This window comes from Aliivibrio wodanis (genome assembly GCF_052920805.1).
This window is the reverse complement of sequence record NZ_JBREXA010000003.1, coordinates 21,906-35,767: the sequence shown is the minus strand read 5'-3', so window position 1 is coordinate 35,767 and position 13,862 is coordinate 21,906. Positions and strand designations below refer to the sequence as shown.

General features: G+C 39.9%; 9 protein-coding genes and 4 pseudogenes. 3 read left to right on the top strand and 10 right to left on the bottom strand.

What is annotated here, in order from left to right; translation table 11 throughout:
• The first annotated feature begins 113 nt into the window (after positions 1-113).
• Both ACU5DF_RS22440 and nagB read left to right on the top strand, forming a co-directional pair.
• A complete protein-coding gene (locus ACU5DF_RS22440; protein ID WP_446714300.1) occupies positions 114-1,967 on the top strand; it encodes a protein-disulfide reductase DsbD in 1,854 nt (617 codons plus the stop codon).
• Positions 1,968-2,072: 105 nt separating this feature from the next.
• Positions 2,073-2,874 (top strand): annotated as a pseudogene (nagB, locus tag ACU5DF_RS22435) (glucosamine-6-phosphate deaminase).
• Positions 2,875-3,088: 214 nt separating this feature from the next.
• Here nagB and ACU5DF_RS22430 read toward each other — a convergent pair.
• The 9 genes and pseudogenes from ACU5DF_RS22430 to ACU5DF_RS22390 all read right to left on the bottom strand — a co-directional run.
• Positions 3,089-3,181, bottom strand: a pseudogene (locus tag ACU5DF_RS22430) (IS6 family transposase); the annotation flags it as partial.
• Between the two features lie 112 nt (positions 3,182-3,293).
• Entirely contained in the window at positions 3,294-4,277 is a 984-nt protein-coding gene (locus ACU5DF_RS22425) for a hypothetical protein (RefSeq protein WP_446713677.1), read from the bottom strand.
• A 328-nt stretch (positions 4,278-4,605) separates the two neighbouring features.
• Positions 4,606-5,335, bottom strand: a pseudogene (locus ACU5DF_RS22420) (ISAs1 family transposase); the annotation flags it as partial.
• 151 nt (positions 5,336-5,486) lie between these two features.
• Positions 5,487-6,797 (bottom strand): group II intron reverse transcriptase/maturase, encoded by a 1,311-nt coding sequence (gene ltrA / locus ACU5DF_RS22415; protein ID WP_446713678.1) that lies wholly within the window; start codon positions 6,795-6,797, stop codon positions 5,487-5,489.
• A gap of 517 nt (positions 6,798-7,314) precedes the next feature.
• Positions 7,315-7,743: pseudogene (locus ACU5DF_RS22410) on the bottom strand (IS6 family transposase); the annotation flags it as partial.
• A 180-nt stretch (positions 7,744-7,923) separates the two neighbouring features.
• Complete coding sequence (arsJ, locus tag ACU5DF_RS22405; protein ID WP_446713679.1) at positions 7,924-9,135, bottom strand: organoarsenical effux MFS transporter ArsJ; 1,212 nt, start codon at positions 9,133-9,135, stop codon at positions 7,924-7,926.
• Positions 9,136-9,203: 68 nt separating this feature from the next.
• On the bottom strand, positions 9,204-9,701 hold the full coding sequence (locus ACU5DF_RS22400; RefSeq protein WP_446713680.1) for a cyclin-dependent kinase inhibitor 3 family protein: 498 nt from the start codon (positions 9,699-9,701) through the stop codon (positions 9,204-9,206).
• Between the two features lie 29 nt (positions 9,702-9,730).
• Positions 9,731-10,732, bottom strand: coding sequence for an ArsJ-associated glyceraldehyde-3-phosphate dehydrogenase (locus tag ACU5DF_RS22395; protein ID WP_446713681.1), 1,002 nt, complete (start codon positions 10,730-10,732; stop codon positions 9,731-9,733).
• Between the two features lie 23 nt (positions 10,733-10,755).
• Positions 10,756-11,085, bottom strand: coding sequence for a metalloregulator ArsR/SmtB family transcription factor (locus ACU5DF_RS22390; protein WP_446713682.1), 330 nt, complete (start codon positions 11,083-11,085; stop codon positions 10,756-10,758).
• Positions 11,086-11,351: 266 nt separating this feature from the next.
• On the opposite strand from ACU5DF_RS22390, the gene ACU5DF_RS22385 reads away from it, so the two are divergent.
• Complete coding sequence (locus ACU5DF_RS22385; RefSeq protein ID WP_446714299.1) at positions 11,352-11,933, top strand: GAF domain-containing protein; 582 nt, start codon at positions 11,352-11,354, stop codon at positions 11,931-11,933.
• Between the two features lie 84 nt (positions 11,934-12,017).
• Here the strand turns inward: ACU5DF_RS22385 and glmS are convergent, their stop codons facing one another.
• A complete protein-coding gene (gene glmS / locus ACU5DF_RS22380; protein ID WP_446713684.1) occupies positions 12,018-13,850 on the bottom strand; it encodes a glutamine--fructose-6-phosphate transaminase (isomerizing) in 1,833 nt (610 codons plus the stop codon).
• Positions 13,851-13,862 lie beyond the last annotated feature (12 nt).

Genomic DNA, 13,862 nt, shown 5'->3' with positions numbered 1-13,862 from the left:
CTAATTGAATGAAAGAGAAATGAGCAGATCATTAAGGCAATTGATACTATACTTGCCGAACTCTTGACCATTTCGATAGTCATACTCGTATCTATTTTTATAAAGACTTTCACATGACGAATTTACTCCGATTTCGAACAGCCCTTTTATCACTCTTTATTCTGTTCACCACTTTTGCACCACAAGCATTGGCGGCATTTGATTTAACTAAATTACAGAACCCACAAAGCTCTTCCTTTGTCACCGTGGATGAAGCGTTTCCCTTTAATTTTATGCAACAGGGGGATCGTGTTTATTTAGATTGGCAAGTAAAGCCTGATTACTATTTATATCAACAGCGTATCTCTGTCTCTGCTAATGGGGCTGAAATTGCTGATTTAGTCATGGAGCAAGGCACACCTCATAACGATGAGTTTTTTGGTGACGTGAATATCTACACAAAACCATTAACCATTACGGTTCCATTAATATCTGTTAATGATAATTCAGAATTAACGGTTCGTTACCAAGGCTGTGCCAAAGCCGGATTCTGTTATCCACCAGAGATCCGTAAAGTTCCTTTATCAGCACTCACTGCTCCAAGTTCGTATCAAGATGAAGCTGCAAATACTCATCTCGTTGCCAAAAGTGATACCGCGCCAGTTAGCGTAGAAAAAAATACAGCATCAGCACCAGAGCAAAAAGCCGTATCTCAAACCCAACAACAAGAGCTAGCAGATAACCTAGGTGATGCGTGGTGGACGCCCTTCTTATTCTTAGCGTTAGGTATTGGCCTTGCCTTCACTCCTTGCGTGTTACCTATGTATCCAATTCTTACAGGCATTGTTCTAGGTGGTGGAAAACTCTCTCACGGTAAGGCGTTTAAACTCTCTTTTGTTTACGTACAAGGCATGGCGTTAACTTATACTCTGCTTGGGTTAGTGGTTGCTTCGGCAGGTATGCAATTTCAAGCCGCACTACAACATCCTTATGTGTTAATTGGTTTGAGCATCATGTTTGTTCTGCTCGCACTGTCTATGTTTGGTGCGTATACCATCCAGCTGCCAAGCAGTTTACAAACTAAATTAAATGACATCAGTAACCAACAAAAAGGCGGAAACCTAGGTGGTGTTTTTGCGATGGGGGCTATCTCAGGTTTAGTCTGCTCACCATGTACTACAGCACCATTGTCAGGCGCGCTGCTTTACGTAGCAAAAAGTGGTGACTTGCTAACAGGTGCTATTGCTTTATATGCCTTAGCGATTGGTATGGGGATCCCATTAATTTTAGCGGCAGTATTTGGTAATAAATTACTACCAAAAGCAGGCGTATGGATGACTCATGTAAAAACGCTATTTGGTTTCATTCTGCTCGCAGTTCCAGTGTTCTTACTAGAACGCATTCTGCCTCATAGCATCACACCATTTATTTGGTCTGCTCTTGGGGTTGCTGCATTTGGTTGGTTATACCATGTCAAAGCAACCATGCCTCAATCATGGAAAACCAGTGTTGCAGGGATCATCGCGATCTTAGGTATTGTTGGTTCAGCAATTCCTGTAATTGATGCTATTTCAGGGAAAACCAATACAGAAATAAGCGCTAATACTCAGACTATTTCATTTAAGAAGATAAGCACCATTAATGACTTAAATCGTGAACTTGAGGCAGCAAAATCACAAGGGAAACCTGTGATGCTCGATTTTTATGCCGATTGGTGTGTTGCGTGTAAAGAGTTTGAAAAGTACACCTTTCATAATGAATCAGTAGAGCCTTTATTGACTGAGTTTGTTTTACTGCAAGCTGATGTAACTAAAAACAGCCCAGAAGATATTGAATTACTTAAACAACTTAAAGTACTAGGTTTACCAACCATCGATTTTTGGAATGCTGAAGGAAACTATTTATCTGACGCACGCTTAACTGGATTCATGAAAGCAGAACCTTTTATCAACCATTTAAGTACAAACGTGATCAATGTTGAAGAATAATGTTTCTTTATTGAGCAAAATCATTGGTGATACGCGAAAACTTATTTTATAATGCGAATTAATGATTTTTGATTCTACGACTTACGTTTTTTTTGAGGTATACAAATGAGATTAATCCCGCTAAATCGCGCAGAACAAGTTGGCGCATGGTCAGCACAACACATTGTTAACCGTATTAATGCATTCAACCCAACAGCAGATCGTCCATTTGTTCTTGGTCTACCAACTGGCGGTACTCCACTAAACACGTATAAGAAACTTATCGAGCTTCATAAAGCTGGCGAAGTAAGCTTTAAAGAACGTAGTAACATTCAACATGGATGAATACATTGGCCTAGACGCTGATCACCCAGAATCTTACCGTACTTTCATGCATGAGAACTTCTTCAACCACATCGATATTCAAGCTGAAAACATCAACCTATTAGATGGTAATGCAGCAGATAACGAAGCAGAATGTCAACGTTACGAAGACAAAATCAAGTCTTACGGCCGCATCAACCTATTTATGGGTGGCGTGGGCAACGACGGTCACATCGCATTCAACGAACCTGCGTCTTCTCTAGCATCTCGTACTCGTATCAAAACACTAACTGAAGATACTCGTATTGCTAACTCTCGCTTCTTTGGTGGCGACATGGAACTTGTTCCTAAGTACTCACTAACTATCGGTGTTGGTACTCTGCTTGATTCTGAAGAGATCATGATCCTAATTACAGGCCACAACAAAGGTCTTGCACTGCAAGCAGCTGTTGAAGGTTCTGTAAACCACATGTGGACTGTATCTGCACTTCAACTTCACCCTAAATCAGTAATCGTGTGTGATGAGCCATCAACACAAGAGCTGAAAGTGAAGACAGTGAAATACTTCCAACAGCTTGAAGCTAAAAACATGGAAAACTTTTAATTTAAAGTGAGCATTCACTTAAATTTAGTTTAAAAAAAACCACCGATTAAACGGTAATGCCGTTCACTTAAGGTTATTTTGTTTGTTTTATGTACAAAATAAAATATCCCAGAAAGCAAAGAACCTAGCTATAGCTAGGTTCTTTAATTATCAAAAGCCTTTATCTATAAAGATTTCACGCTTAAGTAAATGGCATTACCACGCTCTAGCTATATTCTTCAATCTCACAATAACTGAGCTTATAAGCGAGGTAATATCGAACGGTTTCAAGAATGACTTCAGGAGGGAAATGACAGCCTTTAAATATAGGAGCGAGTACTTACTCGTTGGAAATAAGTTGAATTCTACCCGAAACGCTCAAATTTTGCGACAGAACAGGTTTAGGTCAGTCACGCACTCTTCTGACGTGAATTAAGCCGCTACTGTTCAGATAAGGAATCATTGAGATTCCTTACCTTCAAATTTAGTTTAATATCTTCCGGATTAATTTTCTTTGCTTTATTTAAAAGCTTATAACCCATCTCTATATCAGTGGATGAAATTAAGCTAGCAATTTCTTGTAGAACGAGTGGTGATTTACAGTCAGCTAGCATACGCGATAAGAATAAATAGAAAAATGACGTCCCAGTAAGCCCTTGATAGGCATGTAAATACTCTTTATTTAGTATGGTAATGTCAATTTCTTTAATGTGGTTTTCTAAATGGTGTATTTTATTAGTTCTAACGTGAGATAATATCTCTTGTAATTCACAGGTCTTAATGAATTGATTTAGTGATTCATAATATTCAGCTGGTGGAATATCTAATAAAGACAATGAATGTATTTCAAATCCTTTATGCCTATTTCTTTTTATAAATTCACCTTCAGGGTTTCCTCCGAATAATGTTGATATATATTCTCGTTCAGATCTCATCATTCTGTGGAGAATATAGTGCTCAAAACATTCTTTATGTGGCTGAGAAGAAATAATTTTATTTTTCTTTCTTGCTTTAAAGTTTCGCCCTCCAGCATCAATATGAACTTTGTGTTGTTCAGAACCAACACTAGGAACATGACAACCCATGATTACATCAGATCTATTAAAAAACTGTTTAGTTATCATTGACTTGACAAGCAAGCTGTAAACGAAGTTTACATTGTTAAATGGCGGACAATAAGCTTCTTGCTCTCCACCTTGACACAACCAATTGAACGAAATTATATCGTAATTGATTTTATCGTATTTGTTTAATAACGAATGAATGCTAGTAAAATCTTTAGAGAACCAAAATTCATCAACATCTAAATACATTAAATGTGATGCATTGTGTTCATTGAGTGCTTTTTGGGAGAGGTAAGAATAAGTAAGTTGTTGAATTATAGGGTTTTTATCTTTTGTTACTTTATCAATCCAGTCAACCACTTCAAAGGAAACATTTTGATATTGTTCCGTTATTTTAGTTAGAACTTTTAAAGAATCATCAGTAGTACTGATTAATCCCTATAATGATATTGTCAAAGCCCATATACAAATGATGGTGAATCCACTCATGTAAATAGCAAGCTTCATCTTTTGCTACAGCAATTAATGTTACTTGGTGGTCTTCTTTATTTATTTTTGTATTGTGCATTTAATTAGTACTTATAAATTAAAGTGTTATATGGAAATCGTGAAGTATATAGTGGAAAAATATACTATTTTGGAATTAGTGTATAGTCTTATTGGGTAATTTACGGGGGTTCTGTCACGGCTAGCGCATTTTAATCCCCGATTCTAGCAGGGTTGAGCGATAATCATCATCTAGTCCTGCCATTTTCTTTTTACGCGTCATACTCGCTGACTTAGTTTTATCTTGCTTGAATAGAGTCATCACTATTTTTCTTAGCATATTAAAAACTATGGGACCTTTCCCTTTTCGGATACGCGATTCATCTTCTCTAAATGTCATATCTAATGTCCAGTGCATACTCTCAACTTGCCAGTGTGAACGGACACTATGAAGAGCTTGCTTTGCACCAAGTACTAAAGAACTGATGTACCATCGAGTTTCTTTTGTTACCTTTCCAACGATATTTTGTTGCTAACCACTGCGTGTCGATTAATAATCGTTGGCTACATCGACTTTCTATACGACTATGATTGAAGTCATTATCGATAAATTCATCGTAATTATTTTTATTAAAACCTTCCCGTTGACACTTATGCCACCATGCTTCTAGCTCAGCTTGAAGCCCTGAATGGTTTCCTTTTAGTTCTAATACATAATCAGCATTTTGATGAATAACCTGCTTAGCAATTTCTTTTTGGCAACCCATCGCATCAAGCGTGATAATGGTATTCTCAATATCAAGCATACTGAGAAGTTCTGGTATCGCCGTTATTTCATTACTCTTGTCATCAACCTCAACTTGTCCTAAGACAAGTTGATCCTCGTAGCTCCATACACTCACAACATGTAATGCATTTTTTCGCTCTTTCGTTGCAACATCGTCCACATTTCCTTTCCATGTAAACTCGCCGTCGCTCCCTCCCATGATTTCCAACCAAGGGCCTTGCCGCGTTTTTTGTTTCAGCCAACGGTGGCTTTGCTCCACTAATCGAGTAGGAGGAGGCCTCGCGGCCTCCGTCCTCTCACACCACCGTACAAGCGTGGGTCGCATACGGCGGTTCCGAATACATTTTTAGTACCTTATACCCATCAAGTAATGAGTATAATCCCATCTCTCTCAGTTTTACGTTTGGAAGAGCATGATTCACTTGAGGTGTTCTTGAGAGTCTCCACCAACCTTTATCTGACATCGCTAATTTCCAAGCATTTCGCTCGCTTACACCTTCTTGGCGTAACCACATCGCTATGCTGTATCTTCGCTTTCTCTGTTTCAGGCGGTAGCTCCGAAGTCGGCGTCTTATCCAACTGTCTAGAGTTCCCATTACACTCGGTTTTAAAGCCAGTTTAAAGTAGTATTGCCATCCTCTAAGGTATTGAGTTAATTCTTTTATTATTGCCTTTAACTCTCTTCCTCGATTTCGTTTTGTTATCTCTCTGACCCGCTTTTTCATTCTTGCTTTCGCCTCTTTTGATAGACGGATCTGACCTGAATAACTAAAACTGTGACTTAGATAACTGCGCTCCGTTATTCTTGTCGCCGCACTTTTCTCTCGGTTGACCTTGAGTTTCAGCTTATGCTCTAAGAATACTGTGATCGAGTCTTTGACTCGTTCCGCCGCTTCCTGACTACTCACGTAGATTTGACAATCGTCTGCATATCGACAGAACTTATGCCCTCTACGTTCTAACTCTTTATCTAGCTCATCTAATACTATATTGGATAACAAAGGTGACAGAGGACCACCTTGTGGAGTTCCTCTTTGTCTGCGCTCTATTATCCCATTTCGCATCAGTCCACTTTGTAAATATGACCTAATTAACTTCAAGACTCGTTTATCTTCAATGTCTTGTGCTAAACGATGCATCAGTCTATCGTGATTAACGGTATCGAAATACTTTTCTAAATCTATATCTACAACGTATCCTCTTCCTTCTCTGATGTATTGACTCGCTGTCGCTAAGGCATTGTGAGCGCTACGCATTGGCCTAAAACCAAAACTACTCTTTGAGAATTTTGGATCATAAACTTCGGTTAACACTATCGTGATAGCCTGTTGGACTATTCGATCTAGAACCGTTGGTATTCCCAACTGTCTTACACCACCTTTAGCTTTCGGGATCTCAACACCCAAGACTGGTTGAGGTTGATAACTACCTTCTAATAAGGATTGACGCAGTTGTTGTCCACTATTACCTTGTTTCAGTTTATCAATGGTCGCTTCGATGTTGAGTCTATCAACTCCCGCACACCCTTTATTACTCTTCACTCGGCGTAATGCTGCGTTCAAATTAGTTGGAGCGCTAATGCGCTCTAGTAGTTGAGAGGTATTCACCAAGACTCGCCTTTCTTTCTACGCCAGATACGTTTGTTACGCTTTGTCACCGTCAGTGCTACTTGCGGTTTTACCAACTGGGACAGAGTGATGGATTTCATCGTTGCTGTTACTCCACGTATTTGAGTGTTTAGCGGCTGCTTCTTGATATATTCGGTTCAGGCCTTCCTTTAAACTGTACTGGTTTAAAGTACTATGCCGTCGGCTGACTTCTTAACTTCCGTCGAGTGACATCACTGCCGCTCTAGTCTCTTTGAGACAAAGGCTAAGATCTCCCGAGGTAAGACGCTGTTCTTTCCCATGGTCATGCCTGATTTACTGCGACACACTTCTCGTCGAAACATAGGGTTATTCTATCTATAGCTAGGTTACCCAAGTTGTCACAGCCTACTATCAGATTTCTGTTCGTCACCACCATGTTTTGCCATTTGCTTCCTTCAGATTTCACCTCACGGTGAACACCCTTGCATAGGCTAACGGTTCTCGTTCGACTGAGCCCGTAGAGGACTTTCACCTCCTAGAACAACGCCATGCTCGGCGCACTATTATTCAGATATTTGATGTCCAATATTTCTATTAGAGAGAGCATAAAGACACCACTCAGCCAGAGCTAAACATTCATCGAGTCAAGAGCCGCATAGTTGCTTTTACTCCCATCAATGACCACTTTTTCAGGCAACCCATTTTGGGAGATGGCTTTATTGAAAAAGGCTTTAGCCGCCGCTTCATCACGTTTAGGTGTTAGGTAATAATCGATAACATCACTAAGCTTATCAACAGCTCGATAATAGTAGACCCACTTACCTTTGACTTTGATATAGATTTCATCCATTCGCCATGAGCCTGATAGCGCTTTCTTTCTGCGTCTCAGGTTATGCTCTAATATTGGGGTGTATTTGATAACCCAACGGTTGATGGTGGCATGGTCAATATTAACCCCACGCTCTAGCTAATACCGTTCACTTAAGTTTGTTTTACATACAAAATAAAATATCCCAGAAAGCAAAGAACCCAGCTATAGCTAGGTTCTTTAATTATCAAAAACCTTATCTATAAGAATTTCAGGCTTAAGTGAATGGCATTACCAATTAAACAGTGGTTTTTTATATATGAAGTTTATTTGAGCTTAGGCTTTTATTCTCTTTGGCAACTTTATCGATATCAAAGTAGTTAGTACCAAGAAACCAAACGATACCCACAAGCATGCTGCAAACCCGACAATTTGAAATACCAATCCAGATAAAACAGTACCGATTAAACGCCCCATTGCGTTAGCCATATAATAAAAACCAACATCCATCGACACTCCATCGCCTTTGGCATAACTGACAATCAGGTACGAATGCAGCGAAGAATTAATCGCAAATACCGCACCAAAAATCAGCAAACCAATCACAATCGTATATTCAGCCTGCCACTCTATCTGAATGAGATAAGCGATAATTCCTGTCACGACAGTAAGTGCTATAACCCACACTAACGCCGATTTACCATCTGGCACATGACCTTTCGCTTTGCCTGTAATTTTCGGCGCGAAGACTTGCACAAATCCATAGGCAATAACCCATAACGCTAAGAAACCACCAACAAGAGAATGATCCCAACCAAACACACTGCCTAAATAAATCGGCAATGCCACCACAAACCAAACATCTCTTGCACCGAATAAAAATAAACGTGCAGCTGATAGCGTATTGATCTGCTCTGATTTTGAAAACAGCTGAGTAAATTTAGGTTTGGATTTAGCTTTGCCCATATCACCATCAAGCAAAAAAACACTACAAAGAAAAACAATAAAAAGAACCGTAGCCATTGCAGTAACCGCCAGCTGAAAACCAATGGTTGTTAGTAGCAAACCACCTAAAAAGAACCCTGCCCCTTTAAGTGCATTTTTAGACCCAGTAAGAATCGCAATCCACTTATAGAGCGCTCCCTCTTGATCGCTAGGAACTAAGGTTTTTATTGCACTTTTGGCACTCATTTTATTCAGATCTTTGGCGATCCCTGAAAAAGCTTGCGCTGCCATCACCCATGGGATCGTTAACCAAGAGCTCGGTAATGCCAACATTAACAACGCAAATACCTGCATTATTAAACCAACATTCATGGTTTTATTTAGCCCCAATCGAGCCCCTAACCACCCTCCGAGTAAATTCGTTACCACACCAAAAAATTCATAAAACAAAAAGAGAGAAGCTATCGCTAAGGTGCCGTAACCTAAATCATGAAAATAGAGTACAACCAGCATACGCAACGCACCATCAGTAATGGTGAAGTTCCAGTAATTGAAGGTCACCAACATGTACTGGCGTACACTATGGCTTAATTGAGAAAACATAAAATTCATCCGTTCAAATAAAAAAGCCCCAGAAGATAATCACTTTCTGAGGCCTTATCTACAATTGATTATTTACTAGCAAGCGCATCAATGTATTCAATTTGCACAGGTTTTGTGAAAGCACCTGGACGTAGCGCTTGAACCTGCTGCTTAATCACATCTAAATCCCAGCCTAAATCCAATAGTAAATGTCCTGCAAGTAACCCTGTACGACCAGAACCGCCCATACAATGCATTGCTACTTTGCCATTATTTTCTAACACTTGTTGCAGTTCAGGCGTTGCTGATTTCCATTGTGCTGCAAACTCATCACCCGGTGCACAATCGTCTTCAATTGGCAAATAAAACCATTTCATACCTAGACGTTGCACTTCTTCACCAAGAGAGCCTACGCCTTTTTCTGCTAACTCATCTTGGTTTAATGCGGTTACTACCGCTTCTACACCTTGTGCTTTTAATTGCTCTAGAGAAGCAACTAAATCAACACCTTTTGTTCCCGGACAAGGCGTTAAAATCAATGCGCTATTAGTTCCTGTTACTGGTAATTCCCAAATAGGATGTGTCATTTTAAATTCCTTAAATCACGCCAATAATATTAAGCCAAACCAACATTTCTAACTAATTCCGCAGTACGGGTTGCGTAACCCATTTCGTTATCATACCAAGCATAAATTTTTACCATTCGCTTACCAACAAGCATGGTAGATAAGGCATCAACAATAGTTGAACGTTGGTCACCTTTATAATCAATCGAGACTAATGGACGCTCTTCGTAACCTAAAATACCTTTTAGATCACCATAAGCCGCATCCTTTAGTAGCTGATTTACTTCTTCAACGGTGGTGTCTCTTTTTACTTCAAAAATAATGTCAGTAAGAGAGGCATTCGCCAAAGGAACACGTACCGCATGACCATCGATTTTATTTTTAAGCTCAGGAAAGATTTCTACAATCGCCTTAGCAGAACCCGTTGTTGTTGGGATCAAACTCATACCACAAGCACGAGCACGACGAAGATCTTTATGCGGCGCATCTAAAATGGTTTGCGTATTGGTCAAATCATGAATAGTGGTAAATGCCGCATTTTCGATACCTAACTCTTTATTGATAACTTTAACAATTGGAGCAAGGCAGTTAGTAGTACAAGACGCAGCCGTTACGATTTGATGCACAGCTGGATCAAAAATATCGTCATTCACACCAACAACAATATTCGCAACGCCCTCTTCTTTAACCGGAGCAGACACAACAACACGCTTAACGCCCTGCGCTAAATATTTATCTAAAAATGAACGAGAACGATGGACACCTGTCGCTTCAATTACGACATCACAACCAGACCAATCAACCGCATCAATTTCTTTTTCTTGCGTGGTTTTAAGCTTTTGGTCACCGATGATCATAGTACTGCCATCGGTAGTCACTTCATGGTTCCAACGCCCTTGAATTGAATCAAACTCAAGTAAATGCGCTAATGTATGGGCATCACCCGCTACATCATTAATCTGTACAAATTCCAGTTCAGGCCAATCGAATGCCGCTCTTAATGCCAAACGTCCAATACGGCCAAAACCGTTAATTCCTACTTTAATTGTCATCGTTTTCTTTTCCCTAAATGAAGTTAGCAACACGCTTTCATTGCGTTTAATTTATCGGTGTCTTTTTTGTATTGAGCCTGCAAACAATTGGATTGCTTCAAGCCCAAAATAATTTTGTTTAACCAACCTGGTAATTCGGTACTGATTTGGTAATACACCCACTGACCTTCACGCGTATCAACCAACACTCCTGATTGGCGCAGTAGTGCTAAATGACGAGAGATCTTCGGCTGGCTTTCATCTAATGCTTCTGTCAGTTGATTTACACATAAACGGCTTTCACGAGCGATAAGCAACAAACAGCGCATGCGCGTTTCATCTGAAAGCAATTTAAAAAATTGATGAGGTAACATAAAAAGCCTTAAATATGGATATATGCATTTCCATATATATTAAACTGAGAGATAGAAAGATCAAGACCAAAAGACAACCTGTCACAAAAGATTCATACTGAGTGATTTTTCTTATTTCACAAAACTAAATTCAAATAAAAACACTAATTTAATTTATACTCATAAGATAGTGAGATAAATAGTATGGAGAACGAAATGATGGAATTAAACAAATTTGCTTATCACAATTTAATGAGGCTCTTATTGACCTTAATAAATGGCAAGAATTGGTTGATCTCATTACTGACATTTTTGACGCTGATAGCAGCACTATCGTTAAATTTAATGATCAAACTTTCAGTGTTTTCGTCACCAGTTGCAATGAAAATAACTTCCTCTCATTAAATGATGAATGGTCTTACGAAAGCCAAAGTTTTTGCCGTGCTATTGTCGACAATAAACAGCAGTTATATATCCCAAACGCACTGGAGAGCGAACAATGGAAAAACTCGCCTCCTGTTGTAAAAGGTCCTGTTCGCTCTTACTGTGGTGTTCCTATTTTCTGGCCAGGTAATGACCTTGTATTTGGCACTATCTGTGCTATCGACACAGCCCCAACCAATTATAAATCTAGCCTCACCAAGCTTTTAACCCAGCTATCTAGGTTAATCACTGCTGATCTTCAAATGGCTTATGACATGGAAATACACCGACAAATGTCGATAACTAATTCAATGACTGGATTATTAAACCGACGAGGACTAGAGGTATTAGCCGAGCAGAAACTTCAAGAAGCGAAAAGAAAGCAGTGCTCAATTGGTAATGCCGTTCACTTAAGGGTGAACGGCATTACTCCTAAAGACCAATAATTAAATAAAAATGGCGATACCCATAATGAATATCGCCATTCTAATTCGGTTTATACCAATGTAATCAATTCAACTAAGTAAACTCTACTCAACCGTTACCGCTTTTGCCAAGTTACGCGGCTGATCGACATCTGTCCCTTTAATTAAAGCAACATGGTAGGCCAATAACTGCATTGGGATGGTGTAATAAATTGGGGCAGTAATATCACTCACATGCGGCATGGTGATAATCTTCATGCTTTCGTCCGCTTCAAAGCCTGCTTGTTCATCAGCAAACACATACAGTAAACCACCACGAGCACGTACTTCTTCTACATTTGATTTTAGTTTTTCTAATAGATCGTTGGTTGGTGCAACCACAACCACTGGCATATCGGCATCAATTAACGCTAAAGGACCGTGTTTTAGTTCACCTGCCGCATACGCTTCAGCATGAATATAAGAAATTTCTTTCAGCTTTAAAGAGGCCTCAACCGCGATTGGATAAAACTCACCACGACCTAAAAACAGCGTGTGTTGCTTGTCTGCAAAGTCAGGTGCTAAGGCTTCAATTTCTTTATCAAACGACAGTGCTTTTTCAATTTCATTTGGCAGTGCATGCAAGGCTTCAACAATCTCTTTTTCTTTCTCTTTTGAGATACGATTTTGTTGTTTACCTAGAGCTGTCACTAACATCAATAATGCTGCAAGTTGTGTGGTGAAGGCTTTCGTTGATGCCACACCTATCTCTGTTCCTGCACGAGTCATGAAGGCAAAATCAGACTCACGAACCAATGATGAACCCGCTACGTTACATACCGTCATTGCCCCCATGTAACCACGCTCTTTTGCAAGACGAAGGGCAGCTAACGTATCAGCCGTTTCACCAGATTGAGATAAGGTAATTAACAAGCTGTTTGGACGAGTAACAAATTTACGGTAACGGAACTCAGAAGCAATCTCGACATCACAGCTCACGCCTGCTAATGATTCAAACCAATAACGAGCCGTCATACCTGCATTATAAGAAGTACCACACGCAATGATTTGCACGTGTTCTACTTTGTTTAGGATCTCAACCGCATTAACACCAATACTTTCAGTGACAACAGAGTCGTTGGTAATACGGCCTTCCATTGTGTTGATTAGTGCTTTAGGTTGTTCGAACACTTCTTTCTGCATGAAGTGACGGTATTGCCCTTTGTCACCGGCATCATGTTCTGCGTTTGATTCTGTTACTTCACGCTCAACTTGCTCGCCACGCGCATCAAATACACGAACATCACGACGCGTAATTTCAGCCACATCCCCTTCTTCAAGGTACATAAAGCGACGAGTTACATTTAATAACGCCAGTTGATCTGATGCTAAAAAGTTTTCACCGACACCACGACCAATCACAATTGGGCTACCAGAACGAGCAACAACTAAACGCTCAGGATCACGACGATCCATTGCTACTGTGCCATACGCGCCATCAAGTTGAGTCGCTGTTTTTTGTACCGCTTCAATTAATGAATTAGAAGTACGTAATTCCCACTCGACTAAATGAGCGATAACTTCAGTATCGGTTTGAGATTCAAATACATAGCCACGTTCTTTTAATAGCGTACGTAGTGATTCGTGGTTTTCAATAATGCCATTGTGAACAATAGTAATATCGCCAGAGACATGAGGATGCGCATTAATTTCAGAAGGTTCACCATGGGTTGCCCAACGAGTATGGGCAATACCAGTACCACCGACTACGTGTGACTCTTCCACCGCATTCGCTAGTTCTTTTACTTTACCCAAACGACGTAAGCGTGTGTAGTTACCATCAGCATCAACCACGGCAACACCCGCTGAATCGTAGCCGCGATATTCTAAACGGCGTAACCCTTCCACTAAAATTTCAGCAACGTCTCTTTGTGCAACAGCACCTACGATTCCACACATGGCAGTACTCCA

Bases quoted from the DNA above. Each gene is read 5' to 3' on its own strand.
- ACU5DF_RS22395 (WP_446713681.1), bottom strand. From the start codon at position 10,732: ATGACAATTAAAGTAGGAATTAACGGTTTTGGCCGTATTGGACGTTTG.
- ACU5DF_RS22390 (WP_446713682.1), bottom strand. From the start codon at position 11,085: ATGTTACCTCATCAATTTTTTAAATTGCTTTCAGATGAAACGCGCATG.
- ACU5DF_RS22440 (WP_446714300.1), top strand. From the start codon at position 114: ATGACGAATTTACTCCGATTTCGAACAGCCCTTTTATCACTCTTTATT.
- glmS (WP_446713684.1), bottom strand. From the start codon at position 13,850: ATGTGTGGAATCGTAGGTGCTGTTGCACAAAGAGACGTTGCTGAAATT.
- ACU5DF_RS22400 (WP_446713680.1), bottom strand. From the start codon at position 9,701: ATGACACATCCTATTTGGGAATTACCAGTAACAGGAACTAATAGCGCA.
- arsJ (WP_446713679.1), bottom strand. From the start codon at position 9,135: ATGTTTTCTCAATTAAGCCATAGTGTACGCCAGTACATGTTGGTGACC.